24 protein-coding genes are annotated in these 22,656 nt (G+C 34.6%); 10 read left to right on the forward strand and 14 right to left on the reverse strand.

Translation table 11 applies throughout. From position 1 onward, the window contains the following. Positions 1–89: 89 nt before the first annotated feature. The 5 genes from nikE to nikA are packed head-to-tail and all read right to left on the reverse strand — an operon-like array spanning position 90 to position 5,204. Positions 90–911 carry a nickel import ATP-binding protein NikE gene (gene nikE / locus ACFX4N_RS06025; protein ID WP_013056425.1) on the reverse strand — a complete coding sequence of 274 codons (822 nt, stop codon included), beginning with the start codon at positions 909–911 and terminating at the stop codon, positions 90–92. Between the two features lie 32 nt (positions 912–943). Next, a complete protein-coding gene (gene nikD, locus ACFX4N_RS06030; RefSeq protein WP_013056424.1) occupies positions 944–1,771 on the reverse strand; it encodes a nickel import ATP-binding protein NikD in 828 nt (275 codons plus the stop codon). 16 nt (positions 1,772–1,787) lie between these two features. Next, positions 1,788–2,621, reverse strand: a complete 834-nt coding sequence (nikC, locus tag ACFX4N_RS06035) for a nickel ABC transporter permease subunit NikC (RefSeq protein ID WP_013056423.1) — start codon at positions 2,619–2,621, stop codon at positions 1,788–1,790. Next, positions 2,618–3,562 (reverse strand): nickel ABC transporter permease subunit NikB, encoded by a 945-nt coding sequence (gene nikB, locus ACFX4N_RS06040; protein WP_013056422.1) that lies wholly within the window; start codon positions 3,560–3,562, stop codon positions 2,618–2,620. Before nikB ends, nikC begins: the two co-directional genes overlap by 4 nt. A 16-nt stretch (positions 3,563–3,578) precedes the next feature. After that, entirely contained in the window at positions 3,579–5,204 is a 1,626-nt protein-coding gene (gene nikA / locus ACFX4N_RS06045) for a nickel ABC transporter substrate-binding protein (protein ID WP_192100670.1), read from the reverse strand. A 665-nt stretch (positions 5,205–5,869) separates the two neighbouring features. Here nikA and ACFX4N_RS06050 point away from each other — a divergent pair. Further along, positions 5,870–6,049: an H-type small acid-soluble spore protein gene (locus ACFX4N_RS06050; RefSeq protein ID WP_013056420.1), complete on the forward strand. Its 180-nt coding sequence runs from the start codon at positions 5,870–5,872 to the stop codon at positions 6,047–6,049. A gap of 117 nt (positions 6,050–6,166) precedes the next feature. Continuing rightward, complete coding sequence (locus ACFX4N_RS06055; protein ID WP_013056419.1) at positions 6,167–6,337, forward strand: hypothetical protein; 171 nt, start codon at positions 6,167–6,169, stop codon at positions 6,335–6,337. Positions 6,338–6,579: 242 nt separating this feature from the next. On the opposite strand, the gene ACFX4N_RS06060 is transcribed toward ACFX4N_RS06055, so the two are convergent. From ACFX4N_RS06060 to ACFX4N_RS06070, 3 genes are all read right to left on the reverse strand, one after another. Beyond that, positions 6,580–6,897: a DUF3243 domain-containing protein gene (locus ACFX4N_RS06060; protein ID WP_053487096.1), complete on the reverse strand. Its 318-nt coding sequence runs from the start codon at positions 6,895–6,897 to the stop codon at positions 6,580–6,582. Positions 6,898–7,350: 453 nt separating this feature from the next. Beyond that, positions 7,351–7,539 carry a hypothetical protein gene (locus tag ACFX4N_RS06065; RefSeq protein ID WP_098325660.1) on the reverse strand — a complete coding sequence of 63 codons (189 nt, stop codon included), beginning with the start codon at positions 7,537–7,539 and terminating at the stop codon, positions 7,351–7,353. 252 nt (positions 7,540–7,791) lie between these two features. Next, positions 7,792–8,166 carry a cupredoxin domain-containing protein gene (locus tag ACFX4N_RS06070; protein ID WP_013056415.1) on the reverse strand — a complete coding sequence of 125 codons (375 nt, stop codon included), beginning with the start codon at positions 8,164–8,166 and terminating at the stop codon, positions 7,792–7,794. A 317-nt stretch (positions 8,167–8,483) separates the two neighbouring features. Here ACFX4N_RS06070 and ACFX4N_RS06075 point away from each other — a divergent pair, with 317 nt between their 5' ends. Next, positions 8,484–9,914, forward strand: coding sequence for a PQQ-dependent sugar dehydrogenase (locus tag ACFX4N_RS06075; RefSeq protein ID WP_192100669.1), 1,431 nt, complete (start codon positions 8,484–8,486; stop codon positions 9,912–9,914). Positions 9,915–10,254: 340 nt separating this feature from the next. After that, positions 10,255–10,815, forward strand: coding sequence for a hypothetical protein (locus tag ACFX4N_RS06080; protein ID WP_057274718.1), 561 nt, complete (start codon positions 10,255–10,257; stop codon positions 10,813–10,815). Between the two features lie 60 nt (positions 10,816–10,875). Here ACFX4N_RS06080 and ACFX4N_RS06085 read toward each other — a convergent pair whose 3' ends face one another. Together ACFX4N_RS06085 and ACFX4N_RS06090 are read right to left on the reverse strand one after the other, a co-directional pair. Next, entirely contained in the window at positions 10,876–12,471 is a 1,596-nt protein-coding gene (locus tag ACFX4N_RS06085) for an acetolactate synthase large subunit (protein ID WP_328126239.1), read from the reverse strand. Positions 12,472–12,807: 336 nt separating this feature from the next. Then, entirely contained in the window at positions 12,808–13,602 is a 795-nt protein-coding gene (locus tag ACFX4N_RS06090; protein ID WP_013056411.1) for a DUF2935 domain-containing protein, read from the reverse strand. A 527-nt stretch (positions 13,603–14,129) separates the two neighbouring features. Here ACFX4N_RS06090 and ACFX4N_RS06095 point away from each other — a divergent pair. Both ACFX4N_RS06095 and ACFX4N_RS06100 read left to right on the forward strand, forming a co-directional pair. Continuing rightward, on the forward strand, positions 14,130–14,774 hold the full coding sequence (locus tag ACFX4N_RS06095; RefSeq protein WP_192100667.1) for a glycosyltransferase: 645 nt from the start codon (positions 14,130–14,132) through the stop codon (positions 14,772–14,774). A 735-nt stretch (positions 14,775–15,509) separates the two neighbouring features. After that, complete coding sequence (locus ACFX4N_RS06100; RefSeq protein WP_013056409.1) at positions 15,510–15,710, forward strand: cold-shock protein; 201 nt, start codon at positions 15,510–15,512, stop codon at positions 15,708–15,710. Positions 15,711–16,005: 295 nt separating this feature from the next. Here the strand turns inward: ACFX4N_RS06100 and cshA are convergent, their stop codons facing one another. Next, positions 16,006–17,406 (reverse strand): degradosome RNA helicase CshA, encoded by a 1,401-nt coding sequence (gene cshA / locus ACFX4N_RS06105; protein WP_192100665.1) that lies wholly within the window; start codon positions 17,404–17,406, stop codon positions 16,006–16,008. A gap of 284 nt (positions 17,407–17,690) precedes the next feature. On the opposite strand from cshA, the gene ACFX4N_RS06110 reads away from it, so the two are divergent. Continuing rightward, a complete protein-coding gene (locus ACFX4N_RS06110) occupies positions 17,691–17,894 on the forward strand; it encodes a cold-shock protein (RefSeq protein WP_013056406.1) in 204 nt (67 codons plus the stop codon). Positions 17,895–18,175: 281 nt separating this feature from the next. Here ACFX4N_RS06110 and ACFX4N_RS06115 read toward each other — a convergent pair whose 3' ends face one another. Beyond that, positions 18,176–18,379: a cold-shock protein gene (locus ACFX4N_RS06115; protein WP_013056405.1), complete on the reverse strand. Its 204-nt coding sequence runs from the start codon at positions 18,377–18,379 to the stop codon at positions 18,176–18,178. A gap of 948 nt (positions 18,380–19,327) precedes the next feature. On the opposite strand from ACFX4N_RS06115, the gene ACFX4N_RS06120 reads away from it, so the two are divergent. After that, complete coding sequence (locus ACFX4N_RS06120; protein WP_013056404.1) at positions 19,328–19,474, forward strand: BH0509 family protein; 147 nt, start codon at positions 19,328–19,330, stop codon at positions 19,472–19,474. 298 nt (positions 19,475–19,772) lie between these two features. On the opposite strand, the gene ACFX4N_RS06125 is transcribed toward ACFX4N_RS06120, so the two are convergent. Continuing rightward, on the reverse strand, positions 19,773–20,666 hold the full coding sequence (locus ACFX4N_RS06125; protein ID WP_192100664.1) for a LysR family transcriptional regulator: 894 nt from the start codon (positions 20,664–20,666) through the stop codon (positions 19,773–19,775). Positions 20,667–20,850: 184 nt separating this feature from the next. Here ACFX4N_RS06125 and ACFX4N_RS06130 point away from each other — a divergent pair, with 184 nt between their 5' ends. Then, positions 20,851–21,189, forward strand: a complete 339-nt coding sequence (locus ACFX4N_RS06130; RefSeq protein WP_013056402.1) for a DMT family transporter — start codon at positions 20,851–20,853, stop codon at positions 21,187–21,189. Then, positions 21,189–21,500: a DMT family transporter gene (locus ACFX4N_RS06135; protein WP_013056401.1), complete on the forward strand. Its 312-nt coding sequence runs from the start codon at positions 21,189–21,191 to the stop codon at positions 21,498–21,500. The genes ACFX4N_RS06130 and ACFX4N_RS06135 overlap by 1 nt, the downstream gene beginning before the upstream one ends. 185 nt (positions 21,501–21,685) lie before the next feature. Here the strand turns inward: ACFX4N_RS06135 and ACFX4N_RS06140 are convergent, their stop codons facing one another. Then, entirely contained in the window at positions 21,686–22,480 is a 795-nt protein-coding gene (locus ACFX4N_RS06140) for a hypothetical protein (protein WP_192100663.1), read from the reverse strand. Positions 22,481–22,656 lie beyond the last annotated feature (176 nt).

Raw genomic sequence — 22,656 nt, forward strand, 5'->3', positions numbered from 1 at the left:
TCGTTTCGAGTTAAACATAACAGCAATAGCCTCGATTACGTGGATGAAATCGAGGCCTTAAAATGCATGAGTATAGTAATATCTTTAAATTAAATATAATTGCTCTTTGTTCTAATCGAGCGAAAACGTGGATGCTCGGCAAGTATAGAACCTCTCATCTCTTTTACCACAGGATTTTCTGAACTAAAGAACTCATTTTTCGAATTATAATGTTCAATTAATTCTCCTTTTTCTAATACACCTAATGTATCGCTAATCATGCAAGCGGCTTTGATATCATGTGTAATAAAAAAATACGATAAGCCAAAGTCTTCTTTTAACTCTCTTAATAGTTCTAGAATAAGAGTTTGCGTAACCATGTCTAGACTGCTTACAGATTCGTCTAAGACAATGAGCTTCGGCTTAAGAGAGACTGCCCTTGCAATATTGATTCTTTGCAGCTGACCACCACTAAATTGATGTGGATATTTTTTTAAGTCCTTTTCACCGAGTCCTACTTTTTCTAATAATTCAATTACGGTTCGTTTTTGTTCAGCTAATGTTAATTTCTCATAGTTTTCTAACGGCTCTGCAATAATACGTTCAGCGGTCATTCGGGGATTAACTGCTGAGTATGAATCTTGAAAAACAACTTGAAGATCACGCCGAATTTTTTGGCGAGTGTACTTATCTACCGTATAGATATCATGTCCTTGAAAAAGAATCTGTCCATGCTTTGGCTTTTCCAAACCAAGGATTACTTTTCCTAACGTACTTTTACCGGCTCCACTCGTACCCAACATTCCTAAACATGTCCCTTCTTCAATAGAGAAGGAGATATCAGAAAGTACTTTCTTAGAACGATTTTGCCATTTGAAAAAAGTTCGATTTCCGTAGCTATGAGTGACTTCATTTACTTGTAATAAACTCACTTGTTCACCTCTTATAAAATGCTTTCCACATATCAAATTAAGTTGGTCATAGGTTCTTCTAAATATAATGTTGGTCTTGCATTTAACAGCTTCTTTGTATACTCATGCTTGGGTGAATCAAACAGCTGAAATACACCTGCTTTTTCTACTATTTTTCCATGCTGCATAACGGCTACTTCATCTGCCATTTCAGAGACAACTCCTAGATCGTGTGATATTAATAAAATTGCTGAACCATATTCGGAACGAATTTTATCCAAATGACGTAGTACATTCTTCTGATTATTTACATCTAACGCGGTGGTCGGTTCATCAGCGATAATAACAGCTGGATGCAAGCTTGCTGCAATAGCAATCATTACTCGTTGAAGCATACCCCCACTTAGTTGAAAAGGATAGTATTTCAAAAGCTTGCCAGGGTCAGGTAAGTTTACTTGTTTCATTGACTCAATAGCAAGCTCTGTTGCCTGTTTTTTATTCAAGCTCGTATGAGAGCGAATAGTCTCAACAAATTGGTGCCCAATAGTAAAAACTGGTGTAAAAGCATTCATCGGGTTTTGCATAATAAACGCTATGTCCTTGCCACGAATCTTACGCATTTCTTTCTCAGCTAAACCGTTTAATTCTTGCCCTTTTAGCATTATGCTCCCTTCAATTGTTGTTTCCTTACGATTAAGGAGCTGAAGAATAGACATACTTGTGACGGTTTTACCACAACCGCTTTCACCAATAAGACCAAGAATCTCCCCAGGCTTCAGTTCAAAATTGATATCTTGAACGAGAGTTGTAATACCGTTTTTTGCTTTTATTTGAACATGTAAATCTCTAACTTGTAATACTTTTGACTTGTCTGTTCCCAACTTTCTTCATTCCTTTTTAAAATCGACGTTTGACACCGTAACGCTCTGATAATGCTTCGCCTAATAGATTGAATGTAACAATAACAAGCATAATAGACAAACCTGGATAAAGCATCAGTTCCGGATTCGTCCGAATATATGATTTTCCTTCGTGAATCATTGCTCCCCATTCAGGTGTAGGAGACTGAACGCCTAATCCCAGAAAAGACATAGCAGATATATCCATGATTGCCCAGCCCATTTCCAGTGTACCCATTACGACAAGCGGGGGTAACACATTGGGGATAATATGATTTTTAATGATCTTCCATTGAGAAGAACCACTGATCTTCGCAGCAGGGATAAAGTTCTGCTCTTTCAAACTAAGGGCCATTCCTCGGAACATTCTCGCGTAATAAACCCATTGTACAAGCATCAGCGCTAAGATTACTTGTGACAGTCCAGGACCAAATATACCAACCAATCCTAATACAAGAATAAGGCTTGGAAAAGCCATAACAGCATCGCAAAATCTCATTAAAACATGATCGACCCAGCCACCTTTATAACCTGAAAAAGTTCCAATAATTAAACCAATGGCTAATGATGAAATGAAAATAAGTATAGCAAAACCTAATGAGATGCGTGCTCCATATAAAATACGTGACAAGTTACATCTTCCTAAATGATCGGTTCCTAATGGGAAATTCCAGCTTGGAGGCTGCAATTTATAAGCCAAATTGACGGCAACGGGATCATTTGGTGTAATCCAAGGGGCCAAAATGGCGATGATAAAAAGAATACCTAATATCGTTGAACATATGGGAATTACTTTTTCATTTTTAAATATCGTACGTATACTTGTTATCATCGATGTTGCCCTTCTTTCCTGGAAATACGTGGGTCGATATACATTTGAACTATATCTACAATTAAGTTACTCAAAATAAATAAACTAGCCGCTATTAGTACATAGCATTGTATAACAGGTATATCACGATTAAAAATAGCTTCAATGAAATAACGGCCAAATCCAGGCCAAGAAAAAACCGATTCAACGATAATTGTGCCCGTAAGTAATTTCCCAAGATTCATTCCAAGCCCAGTTATCATTGGAGAAATAGCAATTCTCAGCACATGCTTTGTCATAATCGTTTTTTCTTTAAGTCCTCTAGTTCGAGCAAATAGCACATATGGTTGCTGCAAGTTTTCAAGAACACTGGCACGTAATAATCTTGTATACATTGCTATTAAAGGAAGAGCTAGCGTAATGGAAGGCAGTACAAGATGCTGCCATGTCCCAATCCCTTCAACTGGAAAAAGGTTAAGCTTAACAGAAAAGAAAAAGACCAATATATAGCCCAGCCAAAAACTTGGAATAGATGCACCAAAAAAGGAAAGTAAACGACTAAAATGATCAATAGCGCTACCTTTCTTTACTCCCGCCAGAAATCCAAGAGGCACGCTGACGAACACGGCTATTAATATACTTACTATAGCTAGTTGGATGGTCGCTGGTATTCGATATATAACCTCATCCCAAACCGGCTTATTCGAAACATAAGATATGCCAAAATCAAGTTGGCATATCTTCATAATAGAGTTTGCATATTGAATAAAGAATGGTTGATCTAAACCAAACTCATGTCTTTTTTGAGCTAAAATCTCATCAGTCGGCTGGATATGGGCTGCTGTTAAATAAGCTTCAGCTGGATCCACCGATGAAAGGTGAACCATTCCAGTCGTGAGAAGTGTGGCCAAAAGAAAAACTGGAATGATGGACATAATTCGTTTCAGTATATAATTGCCCATGAAAACCTCCTGCTAGTTACTGTTTGATGCTAATTCCTGTGAATGGATTCTCGTCACGATTAGCAGGGAAATTAAAATTCGTTACATTCTTTTGATAAATGGCTGTTTTCTTCATATACGAAATAGGAATAATAGCTCCTTGGTCTTGTATTGACTTTAAAATAGATGAATAGAGCTGTTGGCGCTCTTTTTCATCTGTTGTTTGAGGAACCTTCGCCATTTGTTTAATTAATTCATCTTTATTTGGATATGCTGAAATAGCTTCATTAAACCCATACCCTTTTGATGAGACAATGTTTAAAAATGTATGAGGATCATAAGGAGCACCAAAATTACTATAGAAATTAATATCAAATTTATTATCTTTAAATCTTTGAACTTGGTCTGGTAGTTCAACTCCCTCAATGTTTAATTTCACACCAATTGCCGCCCATTCAGATTGAAGAGTTTCGGCCATTGCTTTTTGAATTGATTCTGCTGAATCATACATTAGGTCAATTTCAAGTAACTTTCCATCTTTTTCACGAACTGTTTTTCCTTTAGGGAGTTTCCATCCTGCTTTGTCTAATAGTGCCTTTGCTTTTTCTACATTATACTTTACCAACTTCACATCAACATCTTTCGTGTAAGGTAAATTTGCAGGTAAGATATGGTCTGCTTTTTCTTCTAAATCTGAAGTCACTCCTTTAACCAAAGCTTCTTTATTAAAACCATAATGAAGGGCTTGTCTTACACGTTCATCTGAAAGCTGTTCTGTTTTTGTATTCATAACAAGCTGTCTTGTGGCAATTGGTTCAGAAACCCTAGTTTCATATTTTCCAGTAGACTTTAATTGCTTAAACGTGTCTAGACTGACAACTCCTTCTCCATAAATCATGTCCAAATCACCTTTTTCAAATGCGAGTACTCTCGTTTCCGCATCTGGAATAACTTTCACTTTGATTTTTTCTACTTTTGGAATCTCTCCCCAATAATTTTCATTTCGTTTATAAATAGCATATTCGTCTGCTTTATACTTTTCTAAAATCCATGGACCTGTACCTACCGGTTTAACGATACCTTTTGAAGTATCACCATCTTTAGGAAAACCAGCTTCACCCAAGAAACGAACTGGTCGAACTACAGCTAGCTCTTGAATTGTTGGGTAATATGGTTCAGTCAATGTTAATTTAAAAGTATTTTTATCCACTACTTCTGTTTGAGCTATTTTTGTAATGAAACCCAACCAACTATGTAATTCTTTATTATTCAAAATAGTGTCAAAATTCTTTTTAACAATTTCTGCATTAAAATCTGTTCCATCGGAAAATTTTACACCTTCACGCAAATGAAACGTGTATACTTTACCATCCTCAGAGATTTCCCATGACTTAGCTAGATTTGGTTTTATCTTACCGCCGGCTTGATAGCTCACTAACGGTTCATATACCATAGATTGAGCAAATAATTGTGAAGGATTGTAGACATGTGGATTCATTTCTCCTACATCTCTCGGCCAAGCAATCGTAAGCATGTTATCATGATTGCCTTTCGATGTTGATTCCTCATTATTAGCGTTTGAACAACCAACTAATAATGTCGACAAAATTAAAATAAACATAAAAGCTAACTTAATTTTCAGACTAATTTTACCCTTAGACATAACGGTGTCTCCTCCTACTTGATGTTGATAATCGTTTTCAATTGTAAGCAGGATTGGCATTCTTGTCAATGTAATATTAAAAACTTTATTTTCAATATTGTTATCCCGTTTGTGAAAGTAACTTTCTAATAAAATAAGCTAATCCTTATTTATATGTATGATATAAACTTAATTATTGCTTAATATATAGAATTAATGCTATATCTTCTTTGTGTAAATAGATATTTCCTACTTTTTTTGGAATTTACTGCTTTTTTATTTACGTTTGTTTGTATAAAAAGGTGTAGATCTTTAAATTGTCTGCTTTAGATATTCTCAATTATGGCTTATGTATTATGCCCTCTTTTAACATATTATATTGGGGTAAAATTCCTTTTATCACCCACTTTGTTTATACAGGTTTGTTGTTGAAAACCTTGCTTTTGACAAATAATATATTTACTTTGACTTAAATGATGGGAAAATATGAAGATTTTCGGAATAAATATATTGGTTCTTTTATTGACAACTGCAAACCTCCTATAATGGATGGTTTGTTAGATTAGAGCGTAGATTCATTTTTGAGGGAATGAGTTATAGCATGTAGTCAAATTATTGTTGGGGAAATATAGCTTTATCTTTTAATTGATGTATCGCAGGGACATACTAAAAAATGAGGTGATACTATGGAAATAAATCGAGCTAAGCAAATTCTTTCTTCACCCAAGGAAATTGATGTTCATTACCACGGAGTTCCTATTTGGATTAAAAGTGTAGATGAAACATCAAGTATGGCTACCGTTCATGCGAGAGGAACACATGATGAAGACCGTATGGTTCCAGTCCTTGATTTAGAAGAAAAATAAAAAGTCAGAAAGGAAGAATGTGGAATTTTCACATTCTTTTCTTCCATCTTCAAATAGAACCGAATAACTGATACCATATTTCTCTAAGCTTTATTTATAAGAAAAAAGAGGTGCAGCATGAAAGAGAAAAAAGAACCACAATTCAGAAGTGGCGAGCTAGAAAATGCGGAACTAAAAGGCTATTATGGAATGGATCCTGAAACTAGCCTTCAATCTGTTAATTTTGCTACGACAGAGAACCTATACTTAAATGAACATTACCAGGAAGATTCTAAAGAAAATGAATAAAGAGGGAAGAGAATAACTGATCTTTATTTCTTTAGTTATACATTTTTAATAAGTTGTCAATAAAGGGGTTGTAGATACCATATTTCAATCTTGGCTTATTCTTACTTCTGCAAAGATATTACCTAACACATAACGAATATAAAGAGCCAATTGCTTTACGCAAGTGGCTCTTTGCTACGTTAATTGAATACACTTGAATCCCTAATAAATAATGGCAGATAGCAATCTATAAGTGATTTAGATTATTCTTTAACTAATTTAACAAGCATATGAGCAAGATGATGTTGTTCTTCCTCATTTCCAACTTTCCATAACTCATGTAACAAGTATTGCTCTTCATTTTGTGGCTCCTCATGCGTTGCGAGATAATCAGCTGTTTTTTTAGCTGCTAGAGCTAATTGATTATCATTTAACCCTAGTTTCTCACCTTTTGTGACTTTATCTCCTAAGTAACTTTTAAATTCGTTAAAACTAGAAAGGATGTTGTCTTTCTTCTCTTGACTCATTTCATTTAGTTTATCCTCTACTTTATTTTCAACGGTTTCAGTATTATTGTTCATTTTTCATTCTTCTTCCAATTAAGTATTAATGTTCTTATATGGTAAATCCCCCATTTACAAGTATGTAAACATTTCGTAGCCTACTCATATATTAAGTAGAATAGTTAACGGGCTTCAAAATAGTGAACACTTCTTTTTTGACGAGTTTGAATAGAAGATATTGGATATTAAAAAAGAAAAACTCCCCTAGTGCGTTAAGGGAGTTTTTCTTTTTTTTTAATATTAAGGGTGTAATTGCTTGTTACTTACATATCATTTAATATTTTTGTAGATATTTATTATAACCTATCAAATGATTTCAAGAAAGTAAAAAATGAAAGCGATTACTTTAAATTTAAAATAATAAATGAAACATAACTGTTTTTTATGAGATGTATTTTGGTTTTGAAAAAATACAGAGCTTAAGCTTAAATGCTCTAAAGTTTCTCTTATATATTAATATATAAGAAACTTTTATTCTTTATCGTTTCGTGGCACAGCATTAGAAACCATAGAAGTATCTCCAGTATAATATTTATGCTGATAAGGATCAGAAGACTTAGCAGGCTTTGTTACAAACTCTTTCTCAAGATCATCTAATTTGGTTTCATCTGTATTGTTCTCTGATACCTGTTCTAAATTATTTGATTGATTATCGCCCATATAAAATTCCTCCTTTTAATTAAACAATGCTCATTGCTCATTAAGGATACATTTTTTAATAACCTGGATATAAATACTGTTTTTATTCTATACTTTCCTGTGCTTTTTCTTCATTTAGTATATATTTGAAATAAATATTTATTACTTTTTTGAAATTGTGAACGATTTATTTATACCTTTAAAATTCATTATGTTAATTAAGAAAGTATGTTATATTCACTTTAAAAAGCAGAGACCGATTGGCCCTGCTTGTTATTTGACTATCACTTTCCCTACCATTCCACTATTAAAATGATACCTACATATCAGTTCATATGTACCGGGGTTTTGTGGTTTCACGGTAATGGTTTTTTCTTTTCCAGGCTGGACTTCAGCGTCAATTCCGAGTTTTTCTACTGTGAAGGTATGCTCTTTCTGACCTTCATTTTTCAATATCAATGTTGTCGTTTTTCCACTCGGGATAGTGATGGTTTCTGGATTAAAGTAATCATCGTTCAACTGAACCTCTATGGCTTTCTGTCTTACCACGTCGGATTCGGCCAAAACGCCGAGTGATCCTGAAGTCATCACACCGATAACCATCGCACACAAAACGACTAATCCCATTAACCACTTTTTCATAGACATTTGCATTCACTCCTTTCATAAGCCATATTCTTTTCCAATTCATAAAATAATATCACTATTTTTTTGTGAATGAAGTATTATTTTTCCTTAATTTCAATTTCTGGAAAGCACAAATAGTTATGAACGTTGAGAGAAGCGTGAGTGCTAAGAGAAGAAAATAGCAGGCGTAATTAGGAATGGATAATTTTTATAAAAAAAGCCTCTCAATTAGGTCTCTTAGTTAAATTACCTAACTTTATAAAATAGTATTGATACTAATAGAACAGTTACAATCATATTCTTATAAAAGAAAACAATAAAAAGGAGTGTCAAGTTAGTTGATAAAAGCTAAGGTTAGTTTACGGCCTATTGTTAGTAAGATAAATTTACCTACCGTGTTGAAAACAGCTATACTTCCTGGTGACTCATTTGAAAGCTTATTTATTGCAGCCCAAGTAGGAGAGATCTTTTACATAAGAGACGAAGCTATACAGACTTTTTTAGATATTCGCTCACGAATCATAAAATTAGGTACGTCTGAACCAGGTGTTTCTCGCGGAGGATATGATGAACGAGGATTGCTAGGGCTAGCGTTTCATCCAGAATTTTATTATAACGGTCTGTTTTATCTTCATTACTCAGTAGCTGGAACACAAGGCCCAGGTGCACTTTCCGAACATTATAGGCCTAACCCGTGTGATCCTAAAACTTCAAACTTAAGGTGGATAAATAGAGAAACTAACTATGATCATATTGATACAGTGGAAGAATGGGTTTTCCAACCATATGCTCAGCCTCAAAAAAGACGGACGTTACTTAACTTAAGAAGACCATTTTTTAATCATAATGGTGTCAACAGCTTAAACTTTTCACCTGAAACTGGAAAACTTATCTTAACAATCGGAGATGGTGGATCAGGCTATGACCCCTTTAACTTAAGTCAGGATGATATGGAAATTTACGGGAAAATAATTGAAATTGATGTAGGTAAGAATACATTTATCTATAATCCACCCGTAGTCACACGTTTTAGTGAACTCCCCTCACCTATTCAGGAAACTCTTACGCTCATTGCTAAGGGTGTTCGCAATATAACGGGCATTTCATTTCAAAAATTTTATAATCAGTACATCAAATATGTGGGAAATGTTGGACAAGACGTGGTAGAGTCGATTTTTTCATTTGTTCATTATAAGCCAATACCTGTTCCTCAACTTGTTCAAGCTTCTTTAATGAGAGCTAAACCCAGCCAAGAAGGATTTATTAACCTTGGCTGGCGGGGATGGGAAGGAGATTTTCCAACTTCGTTTATAAAAAGGTGTTCTGAAAATCCGGCCTTGGATGAGAAAATAATTGCTTATTACAATGAAGCGGTAAAAACTTCAGTGAGACGTCTTCAGCCTTTAACTAGTTATTTTCACAAAGATCCCCGCCCCAATAAATTTGGAGGGACCTCCCTTACAGGAGTTCAGCCATATATGGGGAATAAAATCCCTAGCTTAACAGGAAGCGTTATGTTTACGGATATTGCACAGGTTAAAGAATCTCAATCCCCAGTTAGAGGAGTTTTAGCTTATACCAAGGCAGGTACAGATTGTAAGCTAAATGATTTTAGTGTTGTGGAAATTGATTATAATTTTGGTTCCCAATCAGCTTACTACGTTAGTTTGGGAACGAACCTGGATCAAACCAGGCTTTATTTAGGAGTTTATGGCTCTATGAAAGTGTCTGACTTTAATCAAGGTACTGTTTTTGAAATTGTTCCATGATTTATATTTATAAAATTCGACTGGGTATTGATTTTCTCCCAAAAATTATAGCTTAATTTTTTCACCAGCTATTTTGTAAGAATGAGCAAATGAACTTTCTAGAAAATAAAAAAGCCTTTAATCAATAAAGCCCATAAAAGATTCATTTTATGGGCTACAGTACATACCTTTAGAAAGATAAAGAAATTTATCTTAACGGATATGACCTATTCCTGTAAAAGTAAATGCGACTTATTAGTCCTCCCTCTTAATTTCTTTATATATTACATGTAAGAGTTGACATATCAGGCAATGATCTAAATCTCTTACAATGTAAAAACAGTTAACCGAGGTGAAATTCATGTACTTTTTAAAGTCTCTTTCAAATGAAGTAAACTCTGCGCGGCTTTTTTTTAATAGACTATCTAAAACTAAGCAGCTTGTATCAGGCGCTCTTTTCGCCAGCTTAGCAGCCTTTTTTCAATCAGCAGGAGGTTTCTTACCAGGAATAGGAATTTTTATTAGCCCATTCTCTACTGCACCCATTCTTTTTTGTTTTACACTTTCGCTCCCTTTAGGATTTATTACCTATATACTAACGAATCTGCTTCTTCTGATTACCCAGCCAAGTGAACTTATTATTTTTCCTTTTACCACAGGAATATTGGGAATGGGCATAGGAGCTGCTTTTTACTTTTTTAAAAAGAGATTGTACATTATTATAAGTGGGGCCACCCTATTAACTGTTGGGATTATTACCCTATTGTACGGTTTCAAATTCCCAGTACTAGGTCCCGTGATTTCTAAAAATTTTTCTCTTTCTACTACTGGTTTAATTTTTGTATTTACTTTCCTTTATAGTTGGATTTGGGTTGAACTCAGCTTAGCTTATTTTAAAAAATTAAAAACCTTTATTTCCTAGTGAATCTACAAATTAATCCCTTAACAGAGATAACTCGTTAAAATAATGGAGAAATCCCAATCAGCTTTTTAGAAGAACGTCAATTAGGACAATCTCATCTAAACTTTGTAAGGCTCTTTTCATTATATTTTCAAATTCAACTAAACTATTTGCCTGTTCCCCTTTAATTCCAAAGCTTTTTGCCAGTTGAACAAAATCTGGGTTTGTAAAAGTTACTCCATAGCTCTTACCAAACTTTTTGTTCATCATTTCCTGCTCTATTTTTAATGTAGAGTCGTTTAAAACAATAATGATGAATGAAAGCCCTAAGCGCTTTGCCGTCTCTATTTCAGCAAAATTCATTAAAGCTCCTCCATCTCCAGTAATACAAATAGCTGGATCATTAGGGCAGGCTAGTTTAGCTCCAATTGAGCCTGGTAGAGCAATACCCATGGAAGCTAGACCATTTGATATAATGAGCCTGTTAGGGTTTTTAGGTTGATAAGTTCGGGCTATAGATACTTTATGAGCTCCCACATCTGAAATCACAATTGTTTTCTCTGAAGAGAGCTTGTCAATAATATGCAAGATATTCTCGATTGTCAAAGGCAGCAAATTGCTGTCTATCTTTTTCTCTTCAATGTGATAAGATTGCTTAATTTGTTCCTGGAGATTACCAGAGGGAATCCATGGTTTAGAAGGAATATCAAGCTGATTGAATACTCGTAAAGTTTGCTTTATATCTCCAACCAATTCGACCTCTATAGGGTAATATTCATCTACTTCTGCGGGTAAAGTATCTATATGTAAAATTGGTGTTTTTTCCGTGTTCCATTCTTTGGGTAACCTTTCGACAAAATCAAACCCAATTACAATAAGTAGATCAGCTTCCTTTAAGCCTGCGAGCACTTCATCTTTTTCATTAAATCCAAACGTAAAGAAGTTTTGTGGATGATCTTTAGACAATACACCTTTAGCCATATAACTATGGGTAACCGGTGATTGAAGGCGTTCAATAAATGGTTGAAGCTCATCCACGGCTCCCTGTCTAACAGCGCCGTTACCGATAATAACAAAAGGTTTCTTATACTGCTTAATAAGAGTATTGGCAGCCTGAATGGACTCCAATATAGGTATGCTTACGGGTATAGATGTAGGTAAAATAGGTTTAATGGGAACGATTTGAGTTGCTAAGTCTTCTGGCAATTCTACTACTACGGGTCCTGGCTTTTCCATTTGTGCAATTTTAAATGCTTTTCGAATAATCTCAGGAAGCGTTTGTGCATCTTTTATCTGAACACCCCACTTCGTTGCCGGTTCCACCATTTTGATAATGTCCATATACTGATGCGAATCTTTATGCTGCCTTCCCAAAGCAGCCTGTCCTGTTAAAACAACAACAGGGGAATGGTCTAGCTTTGCGCTAGATATACCTGTCAATAAATTAGTAGCTCCAGGGCCTAATGTTGATAAGCATACCCCTACTTTGTTTGTTAACCTTCCGTATACATCTGCCATAAAAGCAGCTCCTTGCTCATGCCTCACATTCACGAATTGAATCTGTTTAGAGTTGGATAAAGAATCAACAAAATCCAATGTCTCTTTACCAGGTATTGCGAAAATATATTCAACTCCCTCATTTTCTAAACATTGAACAAGTGTGTCGGTCACTTTCATATTGTTCGACCTCTCTTTAGATAGTATTGTGACAAGCTTATGTAAAAGGAATAGCTCATTAATCTTTATCTCATTTTTTTAGTTTTAACTCGCAAAAATCCCAAATATATGCAAGGAAATCCTATTCACTAACTATTGTTTATAGTGTTGCCATTAGGTTCTTATGTTAAATACATTTTTTAGAGAATGTATAAATAATTGGATGAGTCAAAAAAATTGGAATGAAATTAAACCTCAATGACTGTTTCTTTGTTAGTGAACAAAAAAAGGCTCCCTCAAAAGCTGAAGCCTTTTAAATTAAGTCATTAAGGTTTGTAAAGAGGAAACATCAATGTATTATTTTTGTGTTTGAAGATTCTTTTCAAACATATCGATAATATGAAGGAACCTTTCAGCCTCTCGAAAAACATGATCAGCTAAAAGAGGATGAATAATACTTTTAATTCTACATTCCTCAATTAAATCTCTTGCTGTTTTTTTAAAGTCTCTAAGGGAAGCCACGGAAACACGATTCTGATCAAGAAATTGATCCAAAAGAGGTACCGTTTGAGATTGAGGCTTCATAGACTCTAAATCTCTTGCTTGAAAAACTAATTGATCAAAATCGTGACTGAAGTTTCTCGCCATATCTACAAGTTTTCTTTCTGATGGATCAAGAAGATGGCCTATAAATTGGGCATGATCAGCCATAATTCTTAAAAAGAAGACATTTTCCTTTATAATGGCATCAGCTAGCGGCTTCAATTTCCCTTCGTTTAATTCAATTAATCGTTTTCTAAAATAGTTGGCTTCTCTACTAGTATGATCAACCAAAAGAGGAAAGTTATTTGAGCCCGGTAGTTGACAGGTTAAGATTAAACCTAAAATTTTTCTCTTAAATGCAAATATACCTGTGGCTGCTTGTTGGACTTCCGAATTAAATCTTCTCATTTGCTCCGGATCTGTTTGATTAGTAAATGAATGAGAGCGTTGTTCAATATCTTCAAACAAACGATAAAATTGATTCGCTTCCTGTATTAATTGTGTATCCTCACATCTAAAACCTAATCGAAGAAACAATGAGTGTTCCTTCATAATCCTTGACCAAAAACGAATTTCATCTAAGGATTGTGCAACAAATGCATTAGTCATTATTAATCCTCCTATAATTGTAAATTAGTTTCATTCTAAGTTATTCTGTTTTATGTCTGGACATGCTTAAGCTCACATAAAAATTGGTTTTACTATATTTTTGAGGAATGGAATAAAAGATTTTGATTTTAGCCCTTCTCTCACAAAAAGAACAGGTACATGTAGAGTAGTGAATCTTCTTTACATGGGGGGTTTTAAGACCAATAAGTCCCTCCTTCACATGCTGATTACATACCATTAGCATATGCTTCACATTTTTCACCTCTTTTTCTTCTAGAGTTTTATATAAACATATGAGACAAGCAATAATATTTATGAATGTATAAATACAAGAGCCTAAAATTTCGAATTCTCTACTATCACCTTATAGAAAGGTATCCTCTGTAACCCTTCATCCGTGTGAGCTGATTGGGAGTGTGGTAGTACTCTATAAAGAATTATTATTAGAAAATAACATTTTGAGGAATGTAAAAAATGCCATATACAAATAATAAGACGGATCATTTAAATTGGAAGGAGCAGCTTTTATGAAAAAATTGTTATGGCTGGGATTTATTTTGTTATTTTCGCTAAACATGCTGGTTGACCCAAGTAGTACTCGTGCTCAAACACAAGAACATCGTGTTAGTCAATCTCAGGTAAAGTTTGAAAATGAATTCAGAAGTCTTTGGATGGATCATGTATTGTGGACAAGCAATTATATTACAAGTGCAACAACAGCAGGATCAGAAGACCAAAAACAGGTGTTGGCAAGGTTATTAAAAAATCAAGAAGATATCGGGAATGCTGTGAAGCCGATATACGGAGAGAAAGCTGGGAATAAACTTACGGATTTGCTCAAGGAACATATTGTGATTGCTGGCAAGATTGTAGATGCGGCTAAAACGGGAAAGAAAGCCTTGGTGAATCAATTAAACAAAGAATGGTATAGAAATGCTGATGATATAGCAGCGTTCCTTAGCCAGGCCAACCCTTATTTAAAAAATGAAGATTTGAAAAAATTACTGTATATGCATCTAAAATTAGTGACAAATGATTTATCTGCAAGCTTAGAAAAAGATTGGGAGGCAAGAATCGTTGCAATTGATGAAGGAGTCTCACATATTATCTTAATGGCAGATACTATATCTGCGGGAGTTGTGAAGCAGTTTCCAAAGAAATTTAATAAATAATTTTAATAATATCCAGTATTATTTGAAATTTCTTCATAAAACACTGCACCTGTAAGGGCTCTTTTACTTGATGACTCTAAGAAACCTTATGTTTACTAAAAAGGTAAACGTAGATATTCTGCATAAAGCGTCATAACCAAAGGTTTATTAAATTTAAACACTGGGTATTATCAAATCAAGACGATGTGTTAAGAGTACCGCCCGTGCCTAGGGTGTGTCCTTCTCTATTCTATAAAAAATGGCGCCTAAAACGGCGTCATTTTTTATTTGGAAACAAGTTTACGGATTTTAGTGCGAAGGTTGTATTTATATGAAAAAGGTATATAGATTCCTATCTAATAGAATGTATTTTTACGCCACTATTCAAAATTTTTTTGAGTGAACTTCCTTTTCTTTAGGAAAGACCGGTTCCATTGTGCTCTCTCATCTAATTTAGGTTCATATTTATGAATACAATGCCCTTAATAATTGTGTGAACAGTGGCTAATACTCGACTTCTATCATTTCCATGTTTAGAAGATCACTTATAAATATTTTGAAGGTTTTGCACCAGAACCTCATTATGATGTATATAGTCATACCCTTATTACATTTTAATGGAATGAGTGATGATAAAAAAAGTTAAAAAGATCAAATTAATTTAAGTTTAAGATGTCTCTATTGGGATAATATAATAAATAAGCTAGATTTAATGATAATCTGGTTTATTTTCTATATTTTAGGAGGCAACAAAAAATGGAACACGGTAAAGTGAAATGGTTTAATGCTGACAAAGGTTTTGGATTTATTGAGCGCGAAGGTGGAGAAGATGTATTTGTTCACTTCTCAGCTATTCAAGGTGAAGGTTTTAAATCCTTGGATGAAGGTCAAGAAGTGACTTTTGATATCGAACAGGGACAACGTGGACCACAAGCGACAAACGTAAATAAAGCATAAGAAACCATACTAAAAAACAGACTCTATTTTCAGAGTCTGTTTTTACTTAAAAAGATTTTTATATCAACACTTATTCATCAATAATTATAGTTCACGTTTTTTTAACTCTTCTTCAAAGAAAAAGGTACTTGGGTATTTGTCGACTGTATAAGAGTATCTTTTCATGTTTTTTACATAATGACTTTTTAAGATTGTCACTAATTCATTTGATACTCTTATATTTACTATTTCTCCATTACTAAATATTTTCTCACTCATAGCCATTATCCTTTCTCGCATCAAAAATAATCAGGGATTATTTTCTATATGTTTTTTTACGGCCTACTGTTTCTTTTCTCCCTCTATTTCTCTTACGCTCTGTTTTTGCCTTTTTATTACGAAGTGGTGCCACTTCAGTCAATTGGACAGAGGTCATATTTGATTCTTTTGTTAAGAGCTTTAAAGTGGCTGACAGTAAAGAAACAGAATCCACTTCTTCTAATAGCTTTTCCGCCATTGGCTTATATTCCACAAACTCGCCTTTGTCGATAGCGGTCAAAACCTGGTGAATGATTGCTTCCTGATGCCCTGCCATTACCTCACTAGAAGTAGGAGGTGATTGTCTAGACATTTTGGTTTTCGTGACATCTTCAATCACTTTTAAATGATTACGTTCTCTTGGAGTTATAAAGGTAACTGCCAATCCCTTAGTACCTGCCCGTCCTGTTCGGCCAATACGATGAACATAGCTTTCAGGGTCCTGAGGAATATCAAAATTATAGACATGGCTAACACCTGTAATATCAAGTCCTCTTGCTGCAACGTCGGTTGCAACCATAATCTCAATCGTATGATTCTTGAATTGACGAATTACATCGGCACGTTTGGATTGTGTAAGATCTCCATGAATGCCTTCTGCTGCATACCCACGCTTTTTTAGTCCTTCAGCAAGTTCATCCACACGTTTTTTTGTGCGTCCAAACACAATAGCAAGGTCTGGTGATTGAAGGTCTACAAGATTACAAAGAACATCAAATTTTCGATTCTCTGGAATTTCCATATATTGCTGCTCAATGTTCTTTACCGTTAACTCCTTCGCTTTTACTTTTACGAGTTCAGGATCGTTCATAAATTTCTGGGCTAGACTTTGTACTTGCTTCGACATAGTTGCTGAAAATAGTAAAGTTTGATGGGGAGAAGAGATGCCACCAAGAATCGATTGGATATCTTCAATAAAGCCCATATTTAACATCTCATCTGCTTCATCCAGAACAGCTGTACGAATATGATTTAAACGAATGGTTCTTCGCTTCATATGGTCCTTAAGGCGTCCTGGGGTTGCCGAGATAATATGCGGTCTGTTTTTAAGGGCTTTAATCTGACGATTAATATCCTGGCCTCCATAAATGGGTAGCGTTTTAACTCCTTTTACCTGTCCAATTCGATTTAACTCCTCTGCTACTTGAATAGCCAGTTCACGTGTCGGTGCTAAGACTATTCCCTGAATCCCTTCTTCACCAAGCTCAACCCGCTCTATAAGGGGAATGCCAAAAGCTGTTGTCTTTCCAGTACCGGTTTGAGCTTGTCCAATTAGATCTTTACCCGTCATAGCTATCGGAATAGCTTCAGCCTGAATCGGCGTAGCCTCTTCAAAACCCAAGTTATGAACTGCCTTTTCAATGTCCTTGCTTAAATTAAAATCAGAAAATTTTTTCATTTTTTCGTGCTCCTTCTCTTACTTAAATTCAGAAATGAGAAAAGTACTCTTTAACGAGAGATATTATTTATTCATTTCTGCGTAATGGAAATCCGTGTTATTATTCACGAACATCTTATTTTAGCGTATCTATACAAGGCGAATTCATGCCTTATTTTATCCGCGCTTCCGTGTATTTATAAATTTTTATAGGATCTATAAAGTGTGGTTTAATTTAGAAAGATATGGTTCTCACTATTTCTTTTTTAAAAGGTATACTATTTAGGAGGAGGGATGATGTAGTTATGTATTATAACCATAGGAAAAAAAATCAAGAGCCCTTACCTAAAGAACAAATAGAGATTTGGGAATGTGAATCAGAAGAATGTAATGGTTGGATGAGAAAAAATTTCTCTTATCAAAAACAGCAAAAGTGTCCTTTATGTGGCCATAAAATGAGAACAGGAGAACGGCTTTTAGATGCGTCTCCTAATCCCCATCAAAAATAATTCATGTCCGTCTGTTGTATAAATCTATAAAAAAATTACGGCACTTCTTTAACTGAAAGTAAACTTCTTACCAAACAAACATGCCATATTTGCTTTGTATTTCTAGTGTATGGTTAACTAGTTCATACCTTGTACCCTACGTATGACCCAGAAACCAGACTTAAAACGCTGGTTTTTCTATTATAAGGAGATTTTAAAATGAGATATAATATGTCTTTTGCTAGCTAGTGAAATCAAAAGTAAAAAAGACTCCACCTAGGAGTCTTTTTTACTCATTTTAATTATGCTACTTTATGAACGTTAGCAGCTTGTGCTCCACGTTGGCCTTGTTCGATATCAAACGTCACTTTTTGACCTTCTTCTAGCGATTTAAAGCCTTCACCTTGAATAGAGCTGAAATGTACGAATACATCGTCTCCGCCTTCAATTTCGATAAAGCCGAAGCCTTTGTCTGCATTAAACCATTTCACTGTACCTTGTTCCATAATAGTGCCTCCTGGTGTGGAATACTCCACGCTTGTATTACTACCCTTGTCCAACCATACTATCTTAAGATGAAAATTTCTATGGAAGAGATTTCTCTTCTCTCAATCCTACACCGAACAAAAATAATTAACCTAAGCGTAACACACAGAACCGAAGATAGCAAATACAGAAAAATAGATAAAATTTTAAAATGGAAATATATGTATCACATTAAGAACTAATTTAAGGTTTACTAGCAGTACATAAATTCAATGGACTTTCACCATTTTTGCACCTCTGTAGATTACTTACAAAATAATAAGCGCATTAAGAAACCTGCTGTTTTTGTGTATATGAAATTTTTCATAAAATTGATATCTTGGGCATAATACAGGATAGACACTTGGTAGAGGGGGGATTGTGTGAGACTGAAGGATGGAAACTTTTATACAGATAGTAGAACCAATAAGGTATATAGATTAAATGAAGATAACAAAGGAAGTTGGTACCTGAGTACTCATGATGATGAAGATAATAATCAAATGTCAAGAACTTCAGGGCGTAACATGATGAAAATGTTAAAGAGTTTTTATAACAAAGTGAACGACAGTTGAAAATTTACAGCTCTGGAAAACAGCATAAAAAATATAAAGCTAGCTTAACACAGCTAGCTTTATTTCTAATTTATAGAGCTAGTTATCATAATGTTTTTTGGGGATTAAGCAACAATACTAACAAAAAATTTTTAGCCTTGCCATTGGGAATCACCTATTATTTAATTTCGATTGCAGAAGCCTTGTTGTCCCAATCGGATGCCATAATACCATTTCTATATTGTTTTTTGAAAAATCATCTATAATTGATATTGTTTTAATCTCATATTGAGATATATAATAAAAACAAGAAAAAGAAAACGCTTTCTATATTTAAATACATTGTTACTTCTCAAACTATAAGGAGGATTTAAAATGAGCCAAGTGGAAAGAAATTCTAAAGTGCAGAAATTAGTTGAGTATCAAAAATTCAATGAAGAAGAAGTTTCGAAGATGACAGATCCGCAGGTTGAATATTATCACTGGCTCTATTTTGATGATTCCGCTTATGATTATATGTAACTCAATTATAAAATAAGAAAAAAGCACAAAAACGTTTGGTTCCAACGGGTTTGTGCTTTTTTCGTTTCTTTAATTATGCGATTACTCGTTTTTAACACCATTTCCTGTGACAACAAAGTGAGGGCTGCCTTCCTTCCGGTTGAAAAGTCTCCAGAACTCACTATATTCATCGTCTTCTGACGTATTCGGAAACACCTCTAATAAATAACCTTGAGATAAAAAGATCTTTAGCCCTCCTACTTCGTCCGAGTCAACTCTTTCTACAATCGTGTGTTCGTTTATATCTTCTATAATCGATTCAATTCGTTCGCTGATTTTCCCCTTCTCTTACTTCGCTGATTGTCTTTATAAATTCACGCTCAGTTACTCCTAGATAGGAGTCGGAGCGACGAACATACACAATCCTGAGGTTTCTGTAAGGTTCAGGTATTGGAAAGAGTTGTACTAACCCTTCCCTCTCATATCTCTCCGCTAATGACCGTGCTATAAGTGTCACACCCAGACCAGAAACTACTGTCCCCATAATCGTTTCAAGTGTAGCAAATTCCATAATTTTTGGTGATATTATTTGTTCGTCTTTTAACCACTGCTGTAGTCTTTCTCTATATTGGCAGCCTTCATTAAATAAAATGAATGGTAAGTGCAGTAACTCTTTGGCAGACTGACTCTGCTTCTTCCCTTTTTCATTTGCACTGCATACAAGTACAACTTCTTCATCAAAAGCCGGAATTTGATCAAGCGTTGACACATTTACTGGTTCTGCTACAAATGCCCCGTCTAACTGAAACTTAAGAACTTTCTCTATTAATTGTGTACTTACTCCTGATACTAAAGAAATATCCACATTTTTATGCTTATTATGATAGGAAGAAATGATTTCAGGAAACCCTACTACCGTTTCAACTAATCCAATACATAATGATCCAACAAGGTTACGCTCATCTTGAAATGCTTTCTGTATTTCATCCATCAGCCGCATCATTTGTTCTCCATATGTTAAAAGTTTTCGACCTTCTACATTTAATGTCATTCCTCGTCTGTGACGATGAAACAATGGGTGTCCAATTTTTCGTTCAAGAGACCGAATACGTGCTGTTACATTTGGTTGGACATAGCCTAGCTTATCAGCGGCAAGGCTTACACTGCCGTATTCTGCTACAGCCATAAATATGCGTATATCTTCTACTTCCATAAACATCCTCCTTTCCACTTACATTCATTTAGGTATTAATAATAGTGATATCTACAATCATTTATCATTATTTTACAAGATATCAAGCTCTAGATAAAATAATGACATCTGAGTGCTACTGCAATTATTTAGTAGCAATTACGTAAAGTTCTTAAAATGAGGTGACTGAAAGGAGGAAATCTGATTGTTTTATTTACTATTGTTTCTTGCCATCATCTTGGAGGTAATCGCAGTATTTTTTCTTAATCTTACAAATGGATTCACAAACTTTGTTCCTACTGTTTTCGCCATACTATTTTATTGTTCTTCAATTGCTGCTTATATGCTACTTAACGCCAAAGGTGAAGTAGGAGTAGCAAGTGCTTTGTATGCAGGAGGAGCAACCGTACTTGTTGTTGTCACAGGTATTATCTTTTTTGATGAAACTATTTCCTTATCTAAAATTTTAGGTGTTTCTCTTATTATAATCGGTGCAGTTTCTCTTAACATTAAAGGGAGCTCTAAAGAAAGAAGGACAGCGTAATGGGATACGTATTTTTAACGATTGGCTTAGTTTTAGGCATTGCAGGGCAAATGTGTGTAAAACTATCTAAAGGCTTTAGACAAACTGTTCCCACGATAGGCGCATTTCTACTCTTCATTGCTTGTATTTATTTTATTTCTCTAACGACACACTATTTTGAAATGGGAATCGTTTTTGCTATATGGGCAGGGCTGACGATTGTTAGTACAACGCTGTTAGGTATTTATATATTTAAGGAATCAAAAAACAAAAGAAAGATTATCTCGGTTACTCTTATTATTACAGGTGTTATTATACTGAAAGCTTTCTAATAAAAATAAGATAAATAAGGCCCTTACTTAACTTATAAGTAAGGGCACCAATGCAACACGGTCCATCTCTTCTTCTAATTCATGTATTCGTTTTGATAATACACTTTTCAATTTCACAGCCTCTGCTAGAGAAATTTTAGACATAGATCAAAGCTCCTTTATTCATAAACTTAATTTTTACTATTTTATTGTTGTAATACCTTCTCATAATAAGGAGGTGTTGTGCCACTTCCGCCATACCCTGAGACACTGCTGCGATCTACTTTATAAGACATTACATAGTGTCCTTTTCGTTTCCCTTTGGTCCAGTTTTCTTCAAAGGTCACAAGGTATAACTCTTTATTTATTTTTTTAGTACGAGTGCTTCTTTGAACGTGATATCCCTCAAACGTTCCTTTCCATGTTCCAACTGTATCAGGAAATAAATCAATATCTGTTCCTTCACCAGTTGTCGCAAACTCTATGGCATCTTCTTTGGTAAATGGCGGAAGACTAGGTGATATCGCTTCTAATATACTCCAACTGAGAAGTAAAAGAATAAGAGGTATAATTAGCAATAATTTTGTACTTTTTTCCCTGTCAATTCTTCTTTCTACCCACCAATCTATACATGCATATAACATAGCAGCTGCCATCCCGTAATAAGCCAAATATGTATCTTGAAAAAACAAACCGTTAATTAAGCCTAATATGCCGTGGAAGAAGACAAATAGCCACCTCATGTTGGGAAGCCATTTCTTTCGAATAGCGTCCAGTATAACTGAGACAAAATTTCCGTATACAGCAATAACTGCACCTACATAAAAAAGATATACAAGGAACCACCCTGCCATGTCATTTCCAGTATGATACGATAGTTCTTCTCCATCAGTTAGCTGTTGAACCAGACCTGTTATTGCCAAAAGGTAAGCTAAAATAAAGCTTGTAGAAAGAGTTGTTATCGTCTTTCTCAAAATCACATAATCTTTTTCACTTTCCATAAAGGGTACCTTTTTCTATTTATTTCTATATATTTTATATTAAATCATATTTCGTCATTTAAAGGCGACTTACAAACAAAAAATTGTGATTGATACTATTTATTTTAGTGGCTTTGTTATAGTAAAACGTTAATCACAGAAGTACATATATTAAACTGATTTGTGTTAAACTGTTA

This window comes from Priestia sp. YIM B13551 (genome assembly GCF_042787905.1).
In the GTDB taxonomy this organism is placed as follows: domain Bacteria; phylum Bacillota; class Bacilli; order Bacillales; family Bacillaceae_H; genus Priestia.

Bases quoted from the DNA above. Each gene is read 5' to 3' on its own strand.
- ACFX4N_RS06065 (WP_098325660.1), bottom strand. From the start codon at position 7,539: ATGGGCGATAATCAATCAAATAATTTAGAACAGGTATCAGAGAACAAT.
- ACFX4N_RS06060 (WP_053487096.1), bottom strand. From the start codon at position 6,897: ATGAACAATAATACTGAAACCGTTGAAAATAAAGTAGAGGATAAACTA.
- nikB (WP_013056422.1), bottom strand. From the start codon at position 3,562: ATGGGCAATTATATACTGAAACGAATTATGTCCATCATTCCAGTTTTT.
- nikC (WP_013056423.1), bottom strand. From the start codon at position 2,621: ATGATAACAAGTATACGTACGATATTTAAAAATGAAAAAGTAATTCCC.
- ACFX4N_RS06125 (WP_192100664.1), bottom strand. From the start codon at position 20,666: ATGGAAGTAGAAGATATACGCATATTTATGGCTGTAGCAGAATACGGC.
- ACFX4N_RS06110 (WP_013056406.1), top strand. From the start codon at position 17,691: ATGTATTATAACCATAGGAAAAAAAATCAAGAGCCCTTACCTAAAGAA.
- ACFX4N_RS06080 (WP_057274718.1), top strand. From the start codon at position 10,255: ATGTACTTTTTAAAGTCTCTTTCAAATGAAGTAAACTCTGCGCGGCTT.
- ACFX4N_RS06100 (WP_013056409.1), top strand. From the start codon at position 15,510: ATGGAACACGGTAAAGTGAAATGGTTTAATGCTGACAAAGGTTTTGGA.
- ACFX4N_RS06090 (WP_013056411.1), bottom strand. From the start codon at position 13,602: ATGACTAATGCATTTGTTGCACAATCCTTAGATGAAATTCGTTTTTGG.
- ACFX4N_RS06135 (WP_013056401.1), top strand. From the start codon at position 21,189: ATGGGATACGTATTTTTAACGATTGGCTTAGTTTTAGGCATTGCAGGG.
- ACFX4N_RS06085 (WP_328126239.1), bottom strand. From the start codon at position 12,471: ATGAAAGTGACCGACACACTTGTTCAATGTTTAGAAAATGAGGGAGTT.
- ACFX4N_RS06070 (WP_013056415.1), bottom strand. From the start codon at position 8,166: ATGTCTATGAAAAAGTGGTTAATGGGATTAGTCGTTTTGTGTGCGATG.
- ACFX4N_RS06050 (WP_013056420.1), top strand. From the start codon at position 5,870: ATGGAAATAAATCGAGCTAAGCAAATTCTTTCTTCACCCAAGGAAATT.
- ACFX4N_RS06140 (WP_192100663.1), bottom strand. From the start codon at position 22,480: ATGGAAAGTGAAAAAGATTATGTGATTTTGAGAAAGACGATAACAACT.
- ACFX4N_RS06120 (WP_013056404.1), top strand. From the start codon at position 19,328: ATGAGCCAAGTGGAAAGAAATTCTAAAGTGCAGAAATTAGTTGAGTAT.
- cshA (WP_192100665.1), bottom strand. From the start codon at position 17,406: ATGAAAAAATTTTCTGATTTTAATTTAAGCAAGGACATTGAAAAGGCA.
- ACFX4N_RS06055 (WP_013056419.1), top strand. From the start codon at position 6,167: ATGAAAGAGAAAAAAGAACCACAATTCAGAAGTGGCGAGCTAGAAAAT.
- nikA (WP_192100670.1), bottom strand. From the start codon at position 5,204: ATGTCTAAGGGTAAAATTAGTCTGAAAATTAAGTTAGCTTTTATGTTT.
- ACFX4N_RS06115 (WP_013056405.1), bottom strand. From the start codon at position 18,379: ATGGAACAAGGTACAGTGAAATGGTTTAATGCAGACAAAGGCTTCGGC.
- ACFX4N_RS06095 (WP_192100667.1), top strand. From the start codon at position 14,130: ATGAAAAAATTGTTATGGCTGGGATTTATTTTGTTATTTTCGCTAAAC.